21 protein-coding genes are annotated in these 22,237 nt (G+C 66.2%); 7 read left to right on the top strand and 14 right to left on the bottom strand.

From position 1 onward, the window contains the following. Window positions 1-120: 120 nt before the first annotated feature. A complete protein-coding gene (locus RMR04_RS23470; protein ID WP_311910899.1) occupies window positions 121-804 on the bottom strand; it encodes a glutathione S-transferase family protein in 684 nt (227 codons plus the stop codon). Continuing rightward, window positions 801-1,256: a MarR family winged helix-turn-helix transcriptional regulator gene (locus RMR04_RS23465; RefSeq protein ID WP_311910898.1), complete on the bottom strand. Its 456-nt coding sequence runs from the start codon at window positions 1,254-1,256 to the stop codon at window positions 801-803. The genes RMR04_RS23470 and RMR04_RS23465 overlap by 4 nt, the downstream gene beginning before the upstream one ends. Before the next feature lie 188 nt (window positions 1,257-1,444). Here RMR04_RS23465 and ispH point away from each other — a divergent pair, with 188 nt between their 5' ends. From ispH to rnhA, 3 genes are read left to right on the top strand one after another with little or no spacing between them, the layout of a single operon-like run. Next, a complete protein-coding gene (gene ispH, locus RMR04_RS23460; protein ID WP_311910897.1) occupies window positions 1,445-2,413 on the top strand; it encodes a 4-hydroxy-3-methylbut-2-enyl diphosphate reductase in 969 nt (322 codons plus the stop codon). A 22-nt stretch (window positions 2,414-2,435) separates the two neighbouring features. Further along, window positions 2,436-3,401, top strand: coding sequence for a homoserine kinase (locus RMR04_RS23455; RefSeq protein ID WP_311910896.1), 966 nt, complete (start codon window positions 2,436-2,438; stop codon window positions 3,399-3,401). Then, window positions 3,398-3,844, top strand: a complete 447-nt coding sequence (gene rnhA / locus RMR04_RS23450) for a ribonuclease HI (RefSeq protein WP_311910894.1) — start codon at window positions 3,398-3,400, stop codon at window positions 3,842-3,844. Before RMR04_RS23455 ends, rnhA begins: the two co-directional genes overlap by 4 nt. A gap of 24 nt (window positions 3,845-3,868) precedes the next feature. Here the strand turns inward: rnhA and RMR04_RS23445 are convergent, their stop codons facing one another. Continuing rightward, the gene (locus RMR04_RS23445; RefSeq protein WP_311910893.1) at window positions 3,869-5,077 is read right to left on the bottom strand and encodes an ABC transporter substrate-binding protein; all 1,209 of its coding nucleotides are present in this window, start codon (window positions 5,075-5,077) and stop codon (window positions 3,869-3,871) included. Between the two features lie 56 nt (window positions 5,078-5,133). Then, window positions 5,134-6,078, bottom strand: coding sequence for an alpha/beta fold hydrolase (locus RMR04_RS23440; protein WP_311910891.1), 945 nt, complete (start codon window positions 6,076-6,078; stop codon window positions 5,134-5,136). 121 nt (window positions 6,079-6,199) lie between these two features. Between RMR04_RS23440 and RMR04_RS23435 the strand changes: the two genes are divergently transcribed. Together RMR04_RS23435 and RMR04_RS23430 are read left to right on the top strand one after the other, a co-directional pair. Beyond that, window positions 6,200-6,682 (top strand): MarR family winged helix-turn-helix transcriptional regulator, encoded by a 483-nt coding sequence (locus tag RMR04_RS23435; protein ID WP_311910889.1) that lies wholly within the window; start codon window positions 6,200-6,202, stop codon window positions 6,680-6,682. Window positions 6,683-6,902: 220 nt separating this feature from the next. Next, a complete protein-coding gene (locus tag RMR04_RS23430; RefSeq protein WP_310152390.1) occupies window positions 6,903-7,193 on the top strand; it encodes a DUF1330 domain-containing protein in 291 nt (96 codons plus the stop codon). Between the two features lie 138 nt (window positions 7,194-7,331). Here RMR04_RS23430 and RMR04_RS23425 read toward each other — a convergent pair whose 3' ends face one another. The 3 genes from RMR04_RS23425 to RMR04_RS23415 all read right to left on the bottom strand — a co-directional run bounded on the left by RMR04_RS23425 (window position 7,332) and on the right by RMR04_RS23415 (window position 10,355). Beyond that, complete coding sequence (locus tag RMR04_RS23425; RefSeq protein WP_311910884.1) at window positions 7,332-8,354, bottom strand: LLM class flavin-dependent oxidoreductase; 1,023 nt, start codon at window positions 8,352-8,354, stop codon at window positions 7,332-7,334. Window positions 8,355-8,528: 174 nt separating this feature from the next. Beyond that, window positions 8,529-9,728, bottom strand: coding sequence for an MFS transporter (locus RMR04_RS23420; RefSeq protein ID WP_311910883.1), 1,200 nt, complete (start codon window positions 9,726-9,728; stop codon window positions 8,529-8,531). A gap of 177 nt (window positions 9,729-9,905) precedes the next feature. Further along, window positions 9,906-10,355: a GNAT family N-acetyltransferase gene (locus tag RMR04_RS23415; RefSeq protein WP_311910881.1), complete on the bottom strand. Its 450-nt coding sequence runs from the start codon at window positions 10,353-10,355 to the stop codon at window positions 9,906-9,908. 452 nt (window positions 10,356-10,807) lie between these two features. Here RMR04_RS23415 and RMR04_RS23410 point away from each other — a divergent pair, with 452 nt between their 5' ends. Continuing rightward, a complete protein-coding gene (locus RMR04_RS23410) occupies window positions 10,808-11,584 on the top strand; it encodes a GAF domain-containing protein (RefSeq protein WP_311910880.1) in 777 nt (258 codons plus the stop codon). Window positions 11,585-12,101: 517 nt separating this feature from the next. Here the strand turns inward: RMR04_RS23410 and RMR04_RS23405 are convergent. Together RMR04_RS23405 and RMR04_RS23400 are read right to left on the bottom strand one after the other, a co-directional pair. Beyond that, a complete protein-coding gene (locus RMR04_RS23405; RefSeq protein ID WP_311910878.1) occupies window positions 12,102-12,587 on the bottom strand; it encodes a peroxiredoxin in 486 nt (161 codons plus the stop codon). Between the two features lie 49 nt (window positions 12,588-12,636). Next, entirely contained in the window at window positions 12,637-13,488 is an 852-nt protein-coding gene (locus tag RMR04_RS23400; protein WP_311910876.1) for a protein-disulfide reductase DsbD domain-containing protein, read from the bottom strand. Window positions 13,489-13,668: 180 nt separating this feature from the next. On the opposite strand from RMR04_RS23400, the gene RMR04_RS23395 reads away from it, so the two are divergent. Beyond that, window positions 13,669-14,280 carry a YqgE/AlgH family protein gene (locus tag RMR04_RS23395; RefSeq protein WP_311910874.1) on the top strand — a complete coding sequence of 204 codons (612 nt, stop codon included), beginning with the start codon at window positions 13,669-13,671 and terminating at the stop codon, window positions 14,278-14,280. 759 nt (window positions 14,281-15,039) lie between these two features. Here RMR04_RS23395 and RMR04_RS23390 read toward each other — a convergent pair. From RMR04_RS23390 to thrC, 5 genes are all read right to left on the bottom strand, one after another. After that, complete coding sequence (locus RMR04_RS23390; RefSeq protein WP_311910872.1) at window positions 15,040-15,609, bottom strand: TetR/AcrR family transcriptional regulator; 570 nt, start codon at window positions 15,607-15,609, stop codon at window positions 15,040-15,042. Between the two features lie 120 nt (window positions 15,610-15,729). Further along, complete coding sequence (locus tag RMR04_RS23385; protein WP_410492148.1) at window positions 15,730-18,672, bottom strand: EAL domain-containing protein; 2,943 nt, start codon at window positions 18,670-18,672, stop codon at window positions 15,730-15,732. A 180-nt stretch (window positions 18,673-18,852) separates the two neighbouring features. Further along, window positions 18,853-19,449: a GNAT family N-acetyltransferase gene (locus tag RMR04_RS23380; protein WP_311910870.1), complete on the bottom strand. Its 597-nt coding sequence runs from the start codon at window positions 19,447-19,449 to the stop codon at window positions 18,853-18,855. 6 nt (window positions 19,450-19,455) lie between these two features. Beyond that, a complete protein-coding gene (locus RMR04_RS23375) occupies window positions 19,456-20,673 on the bottom strand; it encodes a M16 family metallopeptidase (RefSeq protein WP_311915917.1) in 1,218 nt (405 codons plus the stop codon). 122 nt (window positions 20,674-20,795) lie between these two features. Continuing rightward, window positions 20,796-22,211, bottom strand: coding sequence for a threonine synthase (gene thrC, locus RMR04_RS23370; protein WP_311910868.1), 1,416 nt, complete (start codon window positions 22,209-22,211; stop codon window positions 20,796-20,798). Window positions 22,212-22,237: the final 26 nt, after the last annotated feature.

The raw sequence follows: 22,237 nt of genomic DNA, 5'->3' as shown, positions 1-22,237 counted from the left end.
CGGTTGGGGCGGCGGCTCCAAGGCCGACGCCCCCAATCTAGGTGGTCGATGGCGATCCTGCGAGGGCCGTGAGCGCTCGGCCATGGTTTATCCCAATGCAGAGCATGCGCTCGATGTCGGTCAGGCGGCGGCCGGCGCGTTCTGGCGGAATGGCGCCATCTGCGCCTCCAGCGCGCGGGCGAAGGCCGGGCGAGCGAGGCAGCGCGCGCGATAGGCTTCGAGCGTGGGGAAACGCGCGAGGATGTCGTCGGGTACATCGCGCAGCACCGTCGCCATGATGAGGTCGCCGGCCGTGAAGCACCCCTCGAGATAGTCCTTGCTTGCGAGCCAATTGCTCAGCGCCTGCAGACGCATGACCACCATCTCGACGATCTGTGGCCGGCGCTCGATCGTCCAGGCCTCGCCCTTGTGGAAGATGTCGGTGCTGGCGAGCCCGGAGACATGCGGCTCGATCGAGTTCAGGGCCGCCAGGATCCATGTCGCCACGCGGGCGCGGCCGGCTTCGTCCTCGGGCGCCAACGCCGTCGATTTCCGCGACAAATAGAGCACGATCGCGCCCGATTCGAACATCTCGACGCCGCCGTCGCGATAGGCAGGCACCTGGCCGAAGGGCTGCCAGGCGCGATAGTCCTCGGAGGTCTGGTCGTCGCGGCCGATCAGCGTCGCCTCATAGGGGATGCCGGCTTCTTCGAGAGCCCAGCGCACGCGCAGGTCGCGGACATGACCCTGCGCGAAGGGCGGAACCCAGCGGAAGGCGGAGACATGAGGCGTGGAGACCTGGGTCGTGGAGACATGGGTCGTCATGGCGTTCTCTCCTGGTTGTGCGAACTTGCGGTCATGCCCGGCCAACTGGCCAGGAGGGTGAGACCGTGTCGCGTTTGTGCAGGGTCTGGAGCGTCGAGCGTCGCTTCCAGAGCCTCATGCATGGCAAGCCAGACCGGCAGCGCGGCTGCGAGCCGCTCATGGCCGGCCGGCGTCAGGGCCGCGCGGCGAGCCCGGCGGTCCCTGGTATCGGCGTGGATCGTCGCAAGCCCATCGCGCATCAGCGGCTTCAGGGCTGCGGTCAAGGTCGTGCGGTCGGCGCCGAGCACGCTGGCGATCTGGTTGATCGAGGCCGCAGTCGGGCGGTTGAGCGCCATCAGCAGCGAGAATTGCTCGTTGGTCAGGCCGTATGGGCGCAACGCCTCGTCGAAGCGCCGCGCCAGAACGCGTGCCGCGCGCTGCGCGTGCAGGCACAGGCAACGGTCGCGGACCATCAGGGTCGTCTCAAACGGGATCTTGGCAGCAGGCATGCGACGAAGATAAGTTGATATCAACTTATCTGTCAACAAGCCGCACCCGCTGCGATGGCTGCCCGGCTATGCAGCCGCCGATGCGCGGTTTCCTTGACATCGCCCCTTTCACCCCGAAAGAAGACGCTCATTCTCTGGAACGATATCCGCGCGTGAAACCGCCGCTCGACATTCTGCTCTGTGCTCCCCGCGGCTTCTGCGCCGGGGTTGTGCGCGCCATCGACGCGGTCGAGAAGGCGCTGATCCTGCATGGCGCGCCGGTCTATGTCCGCCATGAGATCGTGCACAACAAATACGTCGTCGAATCGCTGAAGCGGAAGGGGGCGGTCTTCGTCTCCGAATTGTCGCAGGTGCCCGATGCGACGCGGCCGGTGATCTTCTCCGCCCATGGCGTGGCGAAATCGGTTCCCACCGAGGCCGGCGAGCGCAATCTCTTCGCCATCGACGCGACCTGTCCGCTGGTCACCAAGGTGCACCGCGAGGCGGAGGTGCATCACAAGCGCGGCCGCCACATCCTGCTCGTCGGCCATGCCGGCCATCCCGAGGTGATCGGCACCATGGGGCAATTGCCTGCTGGCGCGATCACCTTGATCGAGACGCTCGACGATGTCGCCGCGCTCGAGCCGCCGGCCGAGCAGCCGCTCGCCTATGTCACGCAGACGACGCTCTCGGTGGACGACACCCGCGAGATCGTCGCTGCCTTGCAGACGCGCTTTCCCGCTCTGATCGCGCCGCATAAGGAAGACATCTGCTACGCCACGACCAACCGTCAGGAGGCGGTCAAGCGCGTCGCGCCGCAGGTCGAGGCGCTGATCGTCGTCGGCTCGCCCAATTCCTCGAATTCGCAGCGCCTGCGCGAGGTCGCCGAGCGCGCCGGCTGCCCGGCGGCGCGGCTCGTCCTGCGCACCGACGAGATCGACTGGTCGGTCTTCGGCAACATCCGCAGCCTCGGCATCACGGCTGGCGCGAGTGCGCCGGAGGTGCTGGTCGAGGAGATCATCGACGCTTTCGCGCAGCGTTACGAGGTGCGCGTCGAGACGGTCTCGACGGCCGATGAGAACGTGTTCTTCCCGCTGCCGCGCGAATTGCGCGGTGAAGCGGCGCCGACCGCGGCCGAGTGAGCGCAAGCAAGAGAGCGAGCCCTTGGCCGTCTATACCGAAGTCCCTGATGATGAATTGGCCGCCTTCGTGGCGCGCTACGGCATTGGCGACCTGCTGGCCGTCAAGGGCATCGCCGAGGGCGTCTCCAACTCGAATTTCCTGCTGCACACGACGCAGGCCTTCTTCATCCTGACGCTCTATGAGGAGCGGGTGGATGCAAGCGATCTGCCCTTCTTCATCGGCCTGATGGAGCATTTGGCCGGGCGCGGCCTGATCTGCCCGCTCCCTGTCAAAGACAAGGATGGGCAGGCGGTGGGCCAACTTGCGGGCCGCCCGGCCGCGATCGTCACCTTCCTCGACGGCATTTCGGTGCGCCGCCCCAATGCGACGCATTGCGCCGAGGTCGGGCGCGGGCTTGCCTTGCTGCACCAGGCCGGCGCGGATTTCGGCATGGAGCGAGTGAACTCGCTGGCGGTGCCGGGCTGGCGGCCTCTCGCGGAGCAGGCTGGCGCGGCGGCCGAGACGGTCTCGCCGGGGCTCGGGCGGCGCGTAATGGCCGAGATCGAAGCGCATGAGCGCTCCTGGCCGCAGGATCTGCCGCGCGGCGTCATCCATGCCGATCTCTTCCCCAACAATGTCTTCTTCATCAAGGACAGGCTCTCGGGGCTGATCGACTTCTATTTCGCCTGCACCGACGCCTTCGCCTACGACCTCGCCATCTGCCTGAACTCCTGGTGCTTTGAGGCGGACGCCTCCTTCAACCTGACCAAGGGCCAGGCGCTGCTGGCCGGCTATGAGAGCGTCCGCCCGTTGACGGCGGCCGAGGTCGCGGCGCTGCCGCAGCTCTGCCGCGGCTCGGCGCTGCGCTTCCTGGTGACGCGGCTGGTCGACTGGCTGAACGTGCCGCCCGGCGCCCTGGTGAAGCCGCTCGACCCGCTCGAATACGACCGCAAGCTCGCCTTCCACCAGCGCGTGTCTGATGCACGGGATTATGGATTGAGACGATGAGCGACGTTGTCGAAATCTGGACTGATGGCGCTTGCTCGGGCAATCCCGGTCCCGGCGGCTGGGGGGCGATCCTCTCCTTCAAGGGCACGCAGAAAGATCTCTGCGGCGGCGAGGCCATGACCACCAACAACCGCATGGAGCTGATGGGCGCGATCTCTGCCCTGGAGACGCTGACGCGGCCCTGCACCGTGGCGCTGCACACCGACAGCCAGTATCTGCGCCAGGGCATCACCGCCTGGATCCATGGCTGGAAGAAGAACGGCTGGAAGACCGCCGACAGGAAGCCGGTCAAGAACGAGGAGCTCTGGAAGCGCCTCGACGCTGCGCTCGGCCGCCACAAGATCGAGTGGAAATGGGTCAAGGGCCATGCCGGCAACGAGATGAACGAGCGCGCCGATGCGCTCGCACGGTCCGGCATGGCGCCGTTCAAGCCGGGGCGGTGAGATGAGCTGGCGCGCCCGCGCCGCCTATGGCTTCGCCACGGCCGGGCATTTGCTCTCGGATAGCGGCCAGACCGTCTCCTCCGGAGCGATCGTCCTGACGATCTCGAAATAATCCCAGGGGCCCTTCGAATCCGCCGGTTTCTTGACGCGGGCGAGGTACATTTCACGCAAGATCCGGCCGTCAGCGCGGATCGTCGCGCCCTTGGTGAAGGCGTCGTTGATCGGCATGGCTTTCATCGCGGCCGCGACCTTGTCCGGATCGTCGGTGCCCGCCTCCCTGATCGCCTTGAGGTAGTGCAGCACCGAGCCGTAGACCCCGGCATGGAGCATTGAGGGCATCATGCCCGTGCGCTCCATGAACTGCTTCGACCAGGCGCGCGAGGCTTCGTCCCGATCCCAGTAGGAGGCCGTGGTCAGATAGGTGCCCTGGGTCGCCTTCAGCCCGAGGCTGTGGACGTCCTGCAGGAAGAAGATCAAGGCCGCCAGGCTCTGCCCCTGTTCCGTCAGCCCGAATTCGCCGGCCTGCTTGATCGCGTTGATGGTGTCGTTGCCGGCATTGGCGATGCCGATCACCTTCGCGCCCGAGCTCTGCGCCCGCAGCAGGAAGGACGAGAAATCGGCGTTGTTCAAGGGATGGCGCACGGAGCCTATGACCTTGCCGCCATTGGCCTCCACCACATCGGTCGCGTCCTTCTGCAACTGGTGGCCGAAGGCGTAGTCGGCGGCCAGCATGAACCAGGAGCTGCCGCCGGCCTTCACCACTGCCGCGGCCGTGCCGTGCGACACCGCATAGGTGTCGTAGGTCCAGTGGAAGCCGTAAGGCGAGCATTGCTCGTTGGTCAGCGCCGTCGTGCCGGCGCCGGAATACATCACGATCTTCTTCTTTTCGCGGGCGAGCGACTGGATGGCCAGCGCCACGGCCGAATTGGGCACGTCGACGATCGCATCGACCTTGTCGATATCGAACCACTGGCGCGCGATCGTCGTGCCGAGATCGGCCTTGTGCTGATGGTCGGCGGCGACGATCTGGATCGGCTTGCCGAGCACCGTGCCACCGAATTCCTTCACGGCAAGCTCGGCCGCCACGACCGAACCCTTGCCGGTGATGTCGGCGGTGACGCCGGCCATGTCGGTGAGCACGCCGATCTTGACGACATCGTCGCTGACCTGCGCCTGTGCGGTGCCCAGGCCGGTCAGCGCCAGCAGCGCCCCGGCCAGCAGAGTGGTCTTCATGGTGTTTCTCCCCTCTTTACGGCCGCTTGCCGCGGCGTCTCGATTGAATGCGGTTTTCAGAGGCTGCGGCTGCGCAGCCAACCGATCAGTCGGTCGGCGACGACGTCGCTGTTGTCCTCGATCATCGGCATATGGCCGTTGCCGGTGATGCCCTCATCCGGCAGCCAGACGAATTCGGCGCCGAGATAGCGGGCCGTCGCCTCGTCCATGGCGCGCGGATGGCGCGGGTCGTGCTCGCCCGTCACGATCAGGATCGGGGTCCCTGCGAGCGCGGCCGGGTCGGTGATCCGCAGGCCGCGTCCACCGATGTTGAAGCGCTCGTTGAAGAGCCGGGCGCTCTCGGGAACGATCGAGAGCCGATATTGCGCGAAGGCCTGGTGCGGGAAGCGCGGCGCATTGGCCCAGAAGCTGCGCATGAACGCATCATCGACCGTGACGGGGCGATCCTCCGGCAGCATCACCGGGCAGCCGAGGCTGACATCGTGGCTCAGCCGGGCGATGGCGGCAGGATCGTCCGGCAGAACCGGCAGGATATTGGCCGGAGCTCCCGGCGCGACGCCGATGATGGCGGCAACCGCATGCGGCGCGCGCTCGGCGATCCACCAGCCCATCGGCCCGCTGGCGGAGTGGACGAGCAGGATGGCCGGGCCGACCCTGTCGAGGAGCGCGAGCAGAGCCTCGGCGATGTCGCGGGTCGGCAGCCGCGCGAGGTCCTCGCAGGCCGGCGAGCGCCCATGGCCGGGCCAGTCGACGATGAAGGCAGCATGGCCGGCCGTCGCGAAACGAGCGGCCCAACCCTCACGGCCGTCGGGCGTTGCGAGATAGCATTGCCCGGTATGGCATCCGCCATGGACCATGACGACCGGCAGGCGAGGCTGCGCCGTCATGGCCGGGATATGGTCGACATAGATCGGATGCGCCGGCGTGCCGCTGAAGAAGGCGCGACCGTATGAGGCCGTCGATGCTACGGCGCGGAAGCCGGCAGGAGCCGTGACGTTCATGCGATCCTCCCCGGGAGATCGCTACGAGGCGATGTCCTCTCATTGCCGGGGATGGTAGGACTGCGGCGCCATGACAGCAACAAAAAAGTCTCATATGAGACCGATATCGGAATCTGATGACGTGGGTGACGGCGAGGATGGGTTGCGGGCCATCCTCAACGGCACGGATATCCCGACCGCCTACAAGATCGGCTACGTCCTGAACTTCTACCGCGAGCCGTCATTCCGCCGGATCGAGGCGGAGTTCGGTTTGACGCGGCCGGAGATCGTCATCCTGCTCGCCCTGCATTTCCGCGACGGGATCACGGCGGCCGAGTTCTGCGAGTTCTCCGGCCATCTCAAGGCGGGCGTCAGCCGGGCCGTCATCGCGCTGGAGAAGAAGGAGCTGATCCGCCGGCAGGCCGACAGCGCCGACAGTCGCCGCCAGCGCCTGTTCATCACCGATGCGGGCCGTGCGCTTTATCAGCGTTACGCGCCCGCCTTGCGCGCCCGCGAGGCGGCCATGCTCGCCTGCCTGTCGCCGTCGGAGCGCGAGCAGTTCGACCGTCTGCTCGACAAACTCGCGGCGCATGTGCCGCATTGGGGCTCGCTCTCGGAACTGTAGTGGGGGAAGCGCGCTTGGCCGCCACATGATCGAGTGGACATGAGTCAAGGGCTATGCCGGGCCGAGATGAATGAGCGCACCGACGCGCTCGCCCGTGCCGGCATGGCGCCGTTCCAGCCGGGTCGGTAGGGCGCACGGGCATGGCGCCGCCCCTTCCCAGCTCGGACCAGGTTGTGAGAGGATCGTCGGCCTGAACGGTTCATGTCCACGGAGTCTCGCGATGCCCAAAGCCTATTGGCTCAGTTCCTATCGCTCGGTCAGCAATCCCGACGCGCTCGCGGCCTATGCCAAGCTGGCTGGCCCGGCCATTGCCGCCGGCGGTGGCAGATTCCTGGCGCGCGGCTTGCCGGCACAGGTCTACGAGGCTGGGCTCCAGCAGCGCACCGTGCTCATCGAGTTCGACAGCGTCGCGCAAGCGCAGGCGACCCATGACAGCCCGGCCTATCAGGAAGCCCTGGCCGCGCTCGCCGGCGGAGCGGAGCGCGATCTCCGCATCGTCGAGGGCGTGTAGAGCACGCTGATTTTCCGCGGAAACAGTCCGTCATTCCGGACAAGCGGCGAAGCCGCGCCGCTTCGGAATCCATCGTAGAGCGCGGGGGCCCTCCGATGGATCCCGGGGCAAGCCCGAAATGACGGCGATGGCTGAGCCTCAGCGCCAGCCAAGCGCCGGCGCGACGTGCTTCAGGATCATCTCGATGACATGGGCGTTGTAGGCGACGCCGAGCTGGTTGGGCACTGTCAGCAGCAGCGTATCGGCCTCAGTGATCGCTTCGTCCTGCGCCAGCTCCTGGATCAGTTTGTCCGGCTCGGCCGCATAGCTGCGCCCGAAGATCGCGCGGGTGTTGTCGTCGATGAAGCCAACCTGGTCGTCGCCCTGGTTGCCGCCGCCGAAATAGGCGCGGTCGCGATCGTCCACCAGCGCGAAGATGCTGCGGCTGACCGAGACGCGCGGCTCGCGCGCATGTCCGGCCTCCTTCCAGGCCTCGCGATAGGCGCGGATCTGCTTCGCCTGCTGGATATGGAAGGGCTCGCCGCTCTCGTCGTTCTTGAGCGTCGAACTTTGCAGGTTCATGCCGAGCTTGGCGGCCCAGATTGCGGTGGCGTTGGAGCCGGCGCCCCACCAGATGCGCTCGCGCAGCCCCTCGGAATAGGGTTCGAGCCGCAGCAGCCCGGGCGGGTTGGGAAACATCGGCCGGGGGCTGGGCTTGGCGAAACCCTGTCCACGCAGCAGGTCGAAGAAGACCTCGGCGTGCTTGCGGCCCATATCGGCGTCGCTCTGGCCCTCTGCCGGCTCATAGCCGAAATAGCGCCAGCCATCGATTACCTGCTCCGGCGAGCCGCGGCTGATGCCGAGCTGCAGGCGCCCGCCGGCGATGAGATCGGCGGAGCCGGCATCCTCCGCCATATAGAGCGGGTTCTCGTAGCGCATGTCGATGACGCCGGTGCCGATCTCGATGCGGCTCGTCCTGGCGCCGACGGCCGCAAGCAGCGGGAAGGGCGAGGCGAGTTGGCGCGCGAAATGGTGCACGCGGAAATAGGCGCCGTCCGCGCCCAGCTCCTCGGCCGCGATTGCGAGATCGATCGACTGCAGCAGCGTGTCGCCCGCCGAGCGCGTCTGGGATTGCGGCGAGGGCGTCCAATGCCCGAACGAGAGGAAACCGATTGTCTTCATGGCTCAACGCCTGTGGCTGCCCGCGAACGCGACTGCGTTCCACGGAAAAAGGATGGCCGAGCGGCTTGCGTGGCGCCCGTATGGCGAATCTGTCCCTCATATAGGGAGCGGTTGCAGCGCTGAGATTGCATGGGCGCATATGCGGCAATGCGCCGGTGCAGTCTCGAGCGCTCCTCATTCCGCCGGGGCGAGGGCTGGGCGGCGGACTCTGAGCACGATCAGGAGGACTGACGCCAGCGACGAGCACAGGATCGCCAGCGCGAGGACCATGTCGACGCCGAAATGGCTGAGCGTCCCGGCCATCACCGGCGGGGCCGAGGCCGAGAGCAGATTGAGCGGCAGCGCGATGCGCGAGGCGGCCCGCGCGTAGTCGGCCTTGTCGTAGAATGCGAGCGGGATGGTCGCGCGCGCGACGGCGAGTGCGCCGCTGCCGAGCCCGTAGATCAGGATGAAGCCGGCGATGCCCGGCGTCGTGCCGCCCGCGACGATCAGCAGGATCATTGCGATGGGAAGCAGGCTGCCAGCGACGATGCCGGTCGAGACGCCGTCCCAGCGCCCGCCGCCGAGGAGGTCGATGCCTCGTGCCGCGACCTGGATCACGCCGAGGAATGAGCCGAACGCGACAGCCTGCGGCATCGACAGTCCGCGTGCCCTGAGAAGTTCGATCAGCACGGCCGAGAGCCCGAGGGTGACGAAAGCGTTGAGGGTGATGGACGTGGTGACGAGATAGAAGGTGCTGCGCGTCACCGGCGCCTTGCCGCCCTGTACCGCATGCGCCCCGGCCGGAGCACGATGAAGGGCGCGGACGCCGAGCCCGAAGCTGTAGATCGGCACGCAGATGAGGAGCATCGCTGCGGCGAAGACGAGACAAGCGCCCCGCCAGCCGATCGTCTGCATGAGAAAGGCCGTCAGTGGCCAGAAGACGCTGCTGGACAAGCCCGTCACCAGCATCAGCGCGCCGATGGCGCTTTTCGCCTGCTGGCCGAGGGTTTCATTGAGAAAGATATAGGCCGCGGTTGAAAGCGTGGCCGCGCCCGCGCTGCCCAAAACGACCCAGGCCGCGAAATAGGAAAAGAGATCTTGCGACAGGGCAAGCAGGACGAGGCCTGGCGCCGCCAGTGTGGAGCCGGCGATCATGACCTTGCGAGCACCATGGCGCGTGAAGACGGGGACCAGCATCGGCGCCCATAGCCCCATCGCGACATAAAGCACCGAAGGCCCTGCGAAGATGACGGTCAGGCCGAGGCTGAGATCGCCTGCCATGGCCGAGCCGGCGACGGCTGGCAGGCTGAGCGTCCCCCATCCGACGACCTGCGCGACGGCGAGGCAGGCCAGAAGGCGCAGATAGCTCGTATCGAGGCGTAAAAAACGCATTGGCAGGCAGTTCAGCAAAGACCGCTTCGGCTAGAGCAGGATGCGAAAAAGTGGGAACCGGTTCTTTCGCATTGATCCTGCTCCGACTCTCGGCACCGCGTATGTCGGTTCCATGACGCCCACTGTCAGCCGGCGTCAGCAGTGCCGGTTTGTCCTCTGCATCCGCTGCCGAGCGCCTCAGCTCAGCGCCTGCCGATAGACGATGAAGCCGGATTTATCCGCGACCTTGTCGTAGAGCTCCTGAGCCTGCAGGTTCGTCTCATGGGTCTGCCAATAGACCCGGAAGGCGCCCTTGACTTGGGCCATCTCGCGCACGGCCTCGATCAGCTTGCGCCCGACGCCGCTGCCGCGCGCCTCGGCCACGGTGTAGAGGTCCTGCAGGTAGCAGATGTCCTTCGCGCTCCAGGTCGTGCGGTGCAGCACCCAGTGGACGATGCCGAGAGCTTGGCCGTCACGTTCGGCGACGAAACCGCCCATCGGCTCCGTGCCGCCGGTGAGGCGGGCGAAGGTCAAGTCGTACAGCTCTGGCGGTAGGGCGCTCTTGTAGAAGGTCAGGTAGCCTTGCCAGAGCGGGTTCCAGGCGGCGCGGTCGCTCGCGACGAGCGGACGGATGGTGATGTCTGACATGGCTGTGCCCCCAAGATAGGCGCCGAAGCTAGCGCGCCCCTCGGGAGCTGTCTCATGACAAGGCGAGATCGCATCGATCACCGCGGCATGGGCCTGAAGCCGCTCGCGCATCTCGTGCCGGCGGGAGAGCCGATCCGCGACAGCCTCTTCCCTTCTCCCCTGGTGGGAGAAGGTGGCGCGCAGCGCCGGATGAGGGGGCGCCGTGCCCTGTCCGGTTGGCGTCGCGTTCGGGTAGGCGGAGAACTCACAGCGCCCCCTCATCCGTCTCGGCTTCGCCGATCCACCTTCCCCCGCCAGGGGGGAAGGGGAGCGCGTTCACCGAAAAGGCGCAGGGACCGCAATCCCTCCACCAGGCCATGGTTGGGAATGCCGCCAATGATGTTGCCGAGGCAGTTACGTATCAGGCACTCCATTTTTGCAAAATAGTAAGCATTGGGGGCCGAAATCGCGCTGTGAAGCTCATCTTGCCACCAGCCATCGCGAGCCCCGCGGCCTTGCTCGAGCAGGCGCGCCTTGACGCGCTTGCGTCATATGACGTGCTGGACAGTCCGCCTGAGGAGGCTTTCGACAGGCTGACACGCCTGGCGAGGCGCGTCTTCAATGTCCCGATGTCCACCGTCACTTTCATTGACGGCCACCGGCAATGGTTCAAGTCGCAACAGGGCATGACGACCTGCGAGACCGATCGAGAGCCGGCATTCTGCAATATGGCGATCCAACTGCCGGACGCGTTGATCGTACCGGACGCGACGATCGACGAGCGGTTTTCGAACAATCCGTTCGTGCGGGGCGAACCCTATATCCGGTTTTATGCAGGCGTTCAGCTACGCTCGCCGGACGGTCATGCGATCGGGACGCTTTGCACGATGGACACCCGCCCGCGCAGCTTCAGCGCCGATAACAGCGCGATATTGGCGGAGATGGGCGGCATCGCCACCGACCTGCTCGAGCTGCGCCGGCAGGTTTCTCTGGCGAAGCCGGGCCATCGTCCGCGATCGGGTGACGCTCACCGCGTCATGAAGGCGGGGCGCCTGGTGTTCAACAGAGGCAAGACCTCTCTCAGATGCACCGTTCGATCGCTGTCGCCGGCCGGCGCGGCGGTTGATGTCATGTCGACGGCCGGCATCCCGGATCGGGTTGCCCTGCTGATCGATGCCGACGCGACCTCAAGGCTTTGCGACATTGCTGCGAAAGCCGAACAGCGTCTCGAGTTGTCGTTCGAGAGCTGACGACGGGAGCGGACGCGTCTGCTGCAGACCCAAGAATCTCATGACGGGAAGACGCTGGTTTCAGAGCTGCTCAGGTCAAGCCCGAGCATGACGGCAGGGCGCGCCCAAAAACCTCGGCCGGCTTGCGCCGCGACGGTTTCGGGTCTGGCTTTGTGCGAATCCTGAATGGCACGCGCGGGGAACCCTCTCCACTCCAAGTCGGATGTTTCCGACTTGGATCACGATGGATGCCAATCTCGGGCGAGCCCGAGATTGGTGGGAGAGGGCAGGGTGAGGGGTCGGCCGTTTGACGCTTTGGCTTGTGACCTCACCGCTGCCTCGTTGTGAGGTTGGCGTCTAACTGGTCTGGGGGCCTACACCTCACCCCTGCCCCTCTCCTTACAGGAGAGGGGTTCCCCGCGCCCCTCGCTGGAGTTCCGACGCCTTTTTCTTTCCCCACGGCAGACCCGAACCCGGTGCATGAAAAAGCCCGCGGCGCTGGGCGTCGCGGGCTCGTATCTGCGCGGCCGAGTGCGGCTCAGAGCTGCGTCAACAGGTTCTCGGCGCCGGAGATGTCGGCCTTGCCGGGGCCTTCCTCGATGTTGAGCGAGGTCACGACGCCGTCCTCGACGATCATCGAATAGCGCTGCGAGCGGGTGCCGAGGCCGAAGCCCGAGCCGTCGAGCGAGAGGCCGATTTCCTTGGCGAAGTCGCCATTGCCGTCGGAGAGGAACTCGATCACGCCGGCGCCGCCGGTCGCCTTCGACCAGGCGTCCATGACGAAGACGTCGTTGACGCCTGTGACCATGATCGCATCGACGCCCTTGGCCTTGATGTCGGCGGCGTTGTTGAGATAGCCCGGCAGATGGTTCTTGTGGCAGGTCGGCGTGAAGGCGCCGGGAACGGCGAAGAGCACGATCTTCTTGCCCTTGAACAGGTCGTCGGTCGTCTTGGCGGCCGGGCCGTCCGCGGTCATCACCCGGAACGTCGCCTGGGGAAGCTTGTCACCTACCTTGATGGTCATCGCGCCTGTTCTCCGTGAAGCCTGCGGCCAGCGCCGCGAGGCTCACGAATTAGGGCTTGGCGGCGGGGATGTCGAGTTCCAGCCGCGTCTCGACCGCATTCGGCGAGCCGCGCAATGTGACGATGAACGGTGTCGGCCCAGACGCGCCCTTGGGCCTGTCCTTGAGCCTGACCTTGGCGAGGATGGTTCCGTCGGCCTGCGGCATCAGCACGGTCTTGCCGAAGGACCACATGCCGGGCCCCTCGACGAAGACATCCTCGACCTTGCCGTCGGGCGGGGTGCGCAGCACGAATTTGAGACCCGGTACGGGCGAGGTTTCGTCCAGCCGCGCCTCGGCGATCGACAGCATGTCCTTGTGCTCGCCGAGCTTGGCGCGCACCGGGACGCGTGCCTCGAACTGCTCCAGCCGCGGCGAGGTCACGGATGTGACGCCGGGCTCCAGCCAGAGCCGGGCCTCGCCCTTGGTGGGAATGCAGATCTTGTCGCAGACGGCATAGTCGAGCTTGAGCACCAGCATGACGGGCTTGGCCGGGTCGACCGGCTGCACCGATACCGGGATGACGACCTCGCTGATATAGCCGAGCGAATAGCCCGCGCCATCAGGGAAGCGTTCGGGGGCCGGCCAGCGCACATCGAGGCCGCCGACATTGTCCGAGCCGCTCCAGTCGAATACCGGCGGCACGCCGAAATCGCCGGGGCTGCGCCAATAGGTCTTGTAGCCCGGCGCCAGCGCGATCTCGATGCCGACGCGTTGTTTGCCCGAAGCTGCGGTCGCGCCCGCGATCAGGCGCAGCGACGCATTGTCGCCCTTCGACCATGACGACATCACCGCCTCCTGCGCGAGGGCAGGGGCGCTCAGCGCCGAGGCGACGATCGCGAGCAAGGTCAAAACGAGTTTCACGATGCTGACTTATGTGTTTCGGCGCGAAATAGCGAATACAGTCCACTGACTTTCGGCAACGATTGCGTGAAGTGCATGCGTCCAGTGGATGAAGCATGATTGGGGCGCAATCGCGATCTCCGATTTTCGTGTGCGCCCCCCGGTTCCCAGCGCGGGGGAAAGTGATCTAGCATAGACGCCATGAAGATCGGCTCAAATCAGCGCGTCAGCGGTCGCAGCTATCTCGACGGGCAATGCTTGATCGCGATGCCCGGCATGACCGACGCGCGTTTCAGTCGCAGCGTCATCTATGTCTGCGCCCATTCCGAGGATGGGGCGATGGGGATCATCGTCAACAAGCCGGCCGCCGACACCAAGTTCCCCGACCTCCTGGTCCAGCTCGATGTCATCCCCTCCGAGGAGCTGATCCGCCTGCCGAGCCAGGCCGAGCGTATGCAGGTGCTGCGCGGCGGGCCGGTCGAGACCAAACGCGGCTTCGTGCTTCACACCGCTGATTTCTTCCTGGAATCGGCGACGCTGCCGATCGATGACGGTATCTGCCTGACGGCGACACTCGACATCCTGCGCGCCATCGCCATCGGCAGCGGGCCGGAGAACGCAATCCTGGCGCTGGGCTATGCCGGCTGGGCTGCGGGCCAGCTCGAGAGCGAGATCCAGTCGAATGGCTGGCTGCATTGCGCGGCTGATCCGGAGCTGCTCTTCGACGATGGCATCGAGACGAAATATCACCGCGCTCTGGGCAAGATCGGCATCGACCCGGCCTTCCTGTCGAGCCAGGCCGGGCACGCCTGAGCGCCTGCTCGCGAATCAACCTTCTCTCTAAGGATCATGCCGGAGGCACGAGCGACCGGCCTGTGAGGTTGGGGCAAAGCACAGACCGGCCGACGCACCACATGTCCGCGAGCGGACCCGTGATTCCAGACGTGAGCGTTACGATTGTTCGACGGCGCCGCGCGTTTCACGACGGGCTGCCGATTTTGCGCCTGCGCGCTCGCTCACGACGCTCCACAGCATCAGAAGCATGGCCATTCGCGACACTCTGAATGAGCTGAACACGGGCGTTCCTTTGATAGGGTTTCGAGAGGCACGCGATCGACGCGCCGTCTAGATTGCGCCGGGCAAGGGCTTCGCCGGAGTTTGTCCTTGGCCTACCCAGGGATGGCTGGCTTGTGCCGCTGCGGTCATGTGTTCTCGTCTCCACTCATCATCCGCAGGTTAGCATCAGCGAATCCAACCTACAAGCCGACTGGTCGGTTTTGTAGAGGAGATGCGTTCAATTGGAATCGGGAGCTGGTCATCCCGGACAAGCCCCGTCAGCGGCGCCGAGCAGGGGTCCATTCCTGAACCCACCGATTGGCGTTCGGGAATGGATCCCGAGTCTGCGCGGAGCTGGCCCTTGGGCCGGCCGAAGGCCGGACCCGAGGGTTACGCCCGGGATGACCCGGCCGTTTTCAGCTTCGATGCGAAGTGCTGCAGAAAGAGCGAAGCCTTTGCTCGGCACGCGCTTGCGGGGCGGTGCGCCCGAGTGGGTTCAGGCTCGGAGCCGCTACGTCATCCCGGCGAATGCGGGGACCATTGCCGGGGATCCAGCAGGCGCGCGAACAATCTCTGACGGTCCTGTTCGCTCAGGGGGGAAAGCCCCAATATGGTCGTCAGGGCCAACCCCCAGCCGGTCAACCAGCGCAGAAGGGCGAGATCGGGATCATTCGCCTCGGCTTTGATCGCCTCGAGCTTCTGGGCGCTGAGCTCCCTGACCATCGACAGCAGGTCGGGTTCTTCGGCGACGGCCCCGAGTATGGCGAAGAAGACGGAATGAGGCTGCGCGATTGCTTCGCGTGAGACCGCGATCTCGGTCGAAAGCGCCGGCTCCGGCCCTGAGGGCCCGATATCTCTCAGGTGATCCTGGGAGAACCGCTCGAAATGCTCGATCTGGTGCTGGAGAAGCGCCTTGAGGACATCCCGCTTCGTGCGGAATTGATGCATCAGGCCGCCCTTGCTGATGCCGCTCTCGCGGGCGATGGCGTCGAGGGTCAGCCGGCCCGGTCCGTCGCGGGCAATGATGACGAGTGCCGCTTGGATGATGGCATTGCGGGATCGTTCGGACCGGGACGGGTTATCCATCTTTACTCTCAACGGGGCAGGCGGCGCTGCTGGCCAGGAACACGCCCTGCCATAAGCGTCATAGTCGAGGATGATCCGATAAAACAGGCTCTCTGGTCGGTTTCTTGGCGACCGGAAAGGTTATGCGGCTTCGGACGAGCTCGCGGCCGCCGCCCCGACCAGGCGCCTCGCCTCGGCCGCGCTCATCGGCTGGCCGAAGATATAGCCTTGCGCGTATTGGCAGCCGAGCTGGTAGAGCTCGATCGCGTCGGACTCGCTCTCCGCGCCCTCCGCGACCACGTCCATGTGCAGGTCTGCGGCGAGCTGGACGATCGAGCGCAGGATCACCGGCGGCTTGCCGTTGCCCATCTGGCGCACGAAGCTCTGGTCGACCTTGATCGTGTCGAAGGGGAAGCGCTGCAGATAGGACAGCGAGGAGTAGCCCGTGCCGAAATCGTCCAGCGACAGCCCGGCGCCGAGATCGCGGATGCGGCTGAGCATTTGGGCGGCGTATTCCGGGTTCTCCATCACCAGGCTCTCGGTGATTTCGAGCTTGAGGGTGCCGGGCAGCACGCGCCGGCGGCCGAGCACGGTCTTGACGTCGTGCAGCAGGTCGTGGCGCAGCAATTGCCGGCTGGAGACATTGACGCTGGCGAAGATCGGCGGGTCGACTTCGAGCGCCGCCTGCCAGGCTTCCAGCTCGCGCGCCGTGCGGTCCATGACATAGACGCCGAGATCGACGATCAGCCCGGTTTCCTCGGCGATGGCGAGAAAGTCCTGCGGCATCAACCGCCCCTCGCGCGGATGGTCCCAGCGCACCAGCGCCTCAAAACCGGCGATGGTGCGGTCTTCCAGCCTGACGATCGGCTGGTACATCACCTGGATCTCGCCGCGCTCGATGGCGCGGCGCAGATCGCTTTCGAGCGCCAGCCGGTCGTTACGGTCGGTCCGCATCGCCGGCACGAAGACCTCGATCTTGTTGCCGCCCTGGCGCTTGGCATGGGCCATGGCGAGTTCGGCGTTCTTCAGCGCATCGTCCTTGCGCGCGGCCGGCGCGGGGTCGAACAAAGCGAGCCCGATCGAGGGCGTCAGGAAGATCTCCCGCTCCGCGAAGGTCACCGGCGTCGAGACGGCGCGGCGCACCAGTTCGGCCAGCGCCAGGATGCGCTCGGGGTCGCGCTCCGAGACCAGGATCATCGCAAAGGTGTCGCCGCCGATGCGGGCGAGCGTGTCCTGCGCCCTGAGCAGCCGCCCGAGCCGGCGTGCCAGCGTCAGCAGGATCGAATCGCCGGCGGAGAAGCCGACGGATTCGTTGACCTGCTTGAACCGGTCGATGTCGATCACGATCACGGTCGGGCGGATGTTTTCATCGGCGCGGCAGAAGCCGAAGATCGCGCCCAGCCGGTCCTGGAAGAGCTTGCGGTTGGGCAGGCCGGTGAGGTTGTCGTGGACCGCGTCGTGCAGCAGCCGCTCCTGCGCGGTGCGCTGTTCGGTGACGTCGGACAGCGTGCCGATGACGCGGATGACCTCGCCGTCGGAGCCGATGACCGGCCGCGCCTTGAGGTTGAACCAGTGATAGGCGCCATTGGCCGAGCGCAGGCGGGAATCGAGGTTGAGCTTGCCGCGACGCTGCTCCAGCACCGCGTCGAGCGTGACGCGATAACGATCGCGGTCGGCGACATGCATGTGTTCGAGCCAGCGCGCGGCCGAGCCTTCGAGCGAGCCGCGCGGCAGTCCCAGCAGCGACTCGATCTGCGGGGAGACGAAGATCTTGTCGGCGGTGACGTCCCAGTCGAAGACGAGGTCGCCGGCGCCCGAGAGCGCGAGCGCCCGCCGTTCGGTATCCGAGACCAGGCCTTGCGAGACCGCGCCGCCGGCGAATGCATGCTGGATCACAGTGAAGCCGATCAGCAGCACGATCAGCACCAGGCCGCCCAACAAGGCAGGCGCGACCAAATCGCGTTGAAATTGCCCGGTCACGGTGAAGCCGGCGGCGGTGACCCAGACTGCGAGCAGGAACCAGGTCGGGATCAGCATCACGGCGCGCTCATAGCCATGCGTCGCCAGGTGCAGGATCAGCACGAAGCCGACCGCCGCGACCGCCGCAATCGAGATCCGCGCGATGCCCGACGCCATCGGCGCGTCGAATACGGCAAGCCCGAACAGCCCGGCGAGGCCGAGGATCCAGACGATGGTGACGTGGCTGTAGCGCACATGCCAGCGCGCGAGATTGAGATAGGCGAAGAGGAAGACGAGCAGCGTCGCCGCCAGCACCACCTCCGCGCCGGCGCGATAGATGCGTTCGATCGCGGGAGTCAGCGGGAAGATGCGCTGGAAGAAGCCGAAATCGAGCCCGGCATAAGCGAGCACGGCCCAGGCCAGCGCAGCGGCAGCCGGAAAGATCACCGCGCCCTTGACCACGAAGATGATGGTCAGGAACAGCGCCAGCAGGCCGGCGATGCCGATGATGATACCCTTGTAGAGCGTCAGCCCGTTGGTCTTCTGGCGATAGGCCTCCTGCTCGTAGAGATAGAGTTGCGGCAGGTTCGGCGATTTCAGCTCGGCGACGAAGGTCACCGTCGTGCCGGGGTCGAGTGTGATCAGGAAGACGTCGGCATCCGGGCTCGCCTCGCGGTCGGGGGAGAGGCCCTGGCTCGCGGTCACAGCCTCGATGCGCCGGTCGCCGAGATCGGGCCAGATCACGCCTGAGCCGATCAGCCTGTGGAAGGGCGCGACCAAAAGCCGGTCGATCTGCTCGTCGGAATCATTGGTCAGCGCGAAGACGATCCAGTCCGGCCGCGCACCGGATTCGCGCGCCCTGACCGCGATGCGGCGCACGATGCCGTCGGGCCCCGGCGCGGTCGAGATCTGGATGACGTCGCCGTCCGACTTGTTGCGCTCCACCACATTGGTCAGGTCGATCACCGCGGTGTCGACGGGGACGCGCACGGCTTCCACGGCAAGCGCCGGGCTCGCCGTTTCGACGGCGAACCAGAGCGCGAGGCCGGCAAGCGCGAGGCCAATCCGGAGAAGTCGATCAGGAATGGACAAACGCGGCTCGGAGCTGGGGCGGGAAGAGATCATTCGAATTCTAGAGCCTTGCGCGAAAAAGTGGGTACCGGTTTTTCGCATGAGCAACGCTCTAAACTTTTAGAATCGATCACGTCTCATTCGGACGGAATCGTCCGAATGAGACGTGATCTAGTAACCAGTCGTATCGGCGGCTCATGGCGAGGGCAAGGCGAGGGATCGGCCAGCCCACCGTCACTTGTCCATCGGCAGGCGGTCGCTGGACAGGGCAGCATAGAGCAGATGATCGGCCCAGGAGCCGTTGATGCGCAGATAGGCCCGCGCCATGCCCTCGCTTTGAAAGCCGACCCGTTCCAGCAAGCGCTTCGACGGTTCGTTGTTGGGCAGGCAGGCAGCCTCGACGCGGTGCAATGCGAGATCCTGGAAGGCGAAGCGCAAGGCGCCGCGCACGGCCTCGGTCATGTAGCCCTTGCCGGCATGGCGCTCGCCCATCCAGTAGCCGAGCGTGCAGGCCTGGGCGACGCCGCGCCTGACGAGGCCGAGCGTCAGCCCGCCGAGCAGGATTTCCGAGCGCGTGTCGAAGATGAAGAGCGAATAGGCCTCGTCGGTCGCGATCTCGCGGGCGGCGCGCTTGACCCGCAGGCGGAAGGAGGTGCGCGTCAGGTCGTCCTCATTCCAGACCGGCTCCCATGGCGTCAGGAATTCGCGGCTTTCCATGCGCAGCACGGCCCAGGCGGCGTAGTCGGTCGCAACCGGCGCGCGCAGCGCGAGGTTTTGCGTGCGGATCAGCGGGCGCGTCGGGGGATCCGTCGAGAAGCGGAAGAGCGCCATCGCGGTTCAGTCCGGGACGCGGGCTGCGTGGAGCAGGCGCTTGGCCGGCGGCAGGCCCTGCAGCGGGCCGACCGCTGCGATCGTCGGTTGGTGGCCGAGCAGCGAGCGCCCGGCGGCGCGAACGTCTTCCAGGGTCACCGCATCGAGACGCGCGGCAAGCTCTTCGCGCGGAATGGCGCGGCCGAAGAGCAGGACCTGGCGCGCCATCTGTTCCAGCTTGCCGCCGGGGCTTTCAAGCGAGGCCAGAAGCCCAACCTTCATCTGTGCCCGGGCGCGCGCAACTTCGACCTCGCTGACATCCTCGGCTGCCTGGCGCAGGCAGGCGAGCGCGACATCGATCAATTCGCCGACATCCTCGGGCGCGGTGCCGGCGCTGATGCCGAACACGCCGCAATCCGAGAAGGGCCAGTGGAAGGCGTCGACCGCATAGGCGAGGCCGCGCTGCTCGCGGACCTGCTGGAACAGCCGCGACGACAGCCCGCCGCCGAGCACCGAGGAGAAGATCTGCAGCGGGTAATGCGCCCCGTTGCTGAAGGGCTGGCCGGGAAAGCCGAGAACGAGATGGACTTGCTCTTCGTCGCTCTTGATCCGCGCCTCACCGCCGCGATAGTGGCCCGCGTCGCGAGGGGGAGCGGTGGCGGGGCCCGGGGGCAGGGCGCAGAGGTGCTTTTCCGCCAGGGCGACGAGTTCGGCATGGTCGACGGCGCCCGAGGCCGCCAGCACCATGTTGCCGGCATGGTAGTGCCGCGCCAGATAGGCGCGGATCGCATCGGGCGCGAAACCCTTGACCGTCTTGGCCGTGCCTAGGATCGGCCGGCCGAGCGGCTGGTCGGGAAAGGCCGCCTGCAGGAAGCGATCATAGACGAGGTCGTCGGGCGTATCCTGGACGGCGCTGATCTCCTGCAGGATCACGCCCTTCTCGCGCTTGAGCTCTTCGGCGGTGAGCGCCGGCGCGGTCAGGATATCGGAGAGGATGTCGACGGCGAGCGGCAGGTCGGAGCCGAGCACGCGGGCGGTGTAGCAGGTGTATTCGACTGATGTCGCGGCGTTGAGATCGCCGCCGACGCTCTCGATCTCCTCGGCGATCTCGAGCGCATTGCGCCGCGCCGTGCCCTTGAAGGCCATGTGCTCGAGCAGATGGGCGAGGCCGTGCTCATGGGGCAGCTCGTCGCGCGAGCCGGCGCCGATCCAGATGCCGAGCGAGACGGTCGCGGCATGGTCCATATGCTGCGAGACGATGCGCAGGCCAGACGGCAGCGTCGTCAGCCCGACATCGGGGTCATGCACGCCATGGCCGTTGCTGGTCGGCGTCGCGATGTCGGCTGTCTCGGCCGGTCCAGTCGCACTCATGCCGCCGCTCCCCTGATCGCCCGCGCATTCTGCCGGACGAAATCCTCGATGCGGGCGAGATCGTTCGGCAGCAAGGTGAAGCGCTCCTGGCGCTCCATCAGATCGGCGAGATGGGCCGGCAAAGCAGGCGAGGCGCCGCTCGCCGCCTTCACCGCCACGGGGAACTTCGCGGGATGGGCCGTACCGAGCACGATCATCGGCGTGGCCGGATCGGCTTCGAGGCCGCGCCGCGCCGCACTGAGGCCCACTGCCGTATGCGGATCGAGCAGATAGCCCGCCTCGCGCCAGGTCCGGTCGATCTCGGCGGCGGTCTGCGCCTCGTCGACCGCGGTGGCGTCGAACTCATTGCGGATTTTCGCCAAGGGACCGGCTGCGATCTCGAAACGGCCGGATTGCTGCAGCGATTGCATCAGCCTGCGGACAGTGGCGCCGTCGCGGTCATGCGCCTCGAACAGCAGACGCTCGAAATTCGACGAGATCTGGATGTCCATCGAGGGCGAGGTCGTCGCGGCGACGCCGCGCATCTCGTAGACGCCGCTCGCCAGCGTCCGCGCCAGGATGTCGTTGCTGTTGGTGCCGATCAGCAATCGTTGGATCGGCAGCCCCATGTGCTTGGCGACGAAGCCGGCGAGCACATCGCCGAAATTGCCGGTCGGTACGGCGAAGGAGACCTTGCGCGCCGGGCCGCCAAGCGCCACCGCCGAGGTGAAGTAGTACACGCTCTGCGCCGCGACCCGGGCCCAATTGATCGAGTTGACGCCCGACAGGCCGATCTCGTCGCGGAAGGCGTGGTGGTTGAACATCGCCTTCAGCAGATTCTGGCAATCGTCGAAGGTGCCATCGACCGCGATGGCGTGGACATTGGGCGCATCGACCGTCGTCATCTGCCGGCGCTGCACATCCGAAACCCGCCCCTGCGGGTAGAGGATGAAGACGTCGACGCGGGCAAGGCCCTTGAAGGCGTCGATTGCCGCCCCGCCGGTGTCGCCCGAGGTCGCGCCGACGATGGTGGCGCGCTCGCCGCGCAAGGCCAGGACATGGTCCATCAATCGCCCGAGCAATTGCATCGCCACGTCCTTGAAGGCGAGCGTCGGGCCGTGGAAGAGTTCGAGCACGAAGAGATTGTCACCGAGCTGCGTCAGTGGGCAGACGGCCGGATGCCGGAAGCCGGCATAGGCCGCCTCGATCATCTCGCCCAGCGCCTTGGTCTCGATGTCGCCATCGGTCAGCGCACCGAGCACGCGTTCGGCGACCTGTGTATAGGATTTGCCGGCAAAGCCCGCGATCTCGCTCTGCGGCAGGACAGGCCAGGATTTCGGTACGTAAAGCCCGCCATCGCGGGCAAGCCCGGCGAGAAGCGCATCGGAAAAGGAGAGCGCGGGCGCTTCCCCGCGAGTGGACACATGCAGCACGGCGTTTGGTCTCGGTGATCCCAGTT

It is taken from the genome of Bosea sp. 685 (genome assembly GCF_031884435.1).
In the GTDB taxonomy this organism is placed as follows: domain Bacteria; phylum Pseudomonadota; class Alphaproteobacteria; order Rhizobiales; family Beijerinckiaceae; genus Allobosea.
The sequence above is the reverse complement of the archived record's forward strand: the minus strand, read 5'-3'. Positions and strand labels throughout refer to the sequence as shown.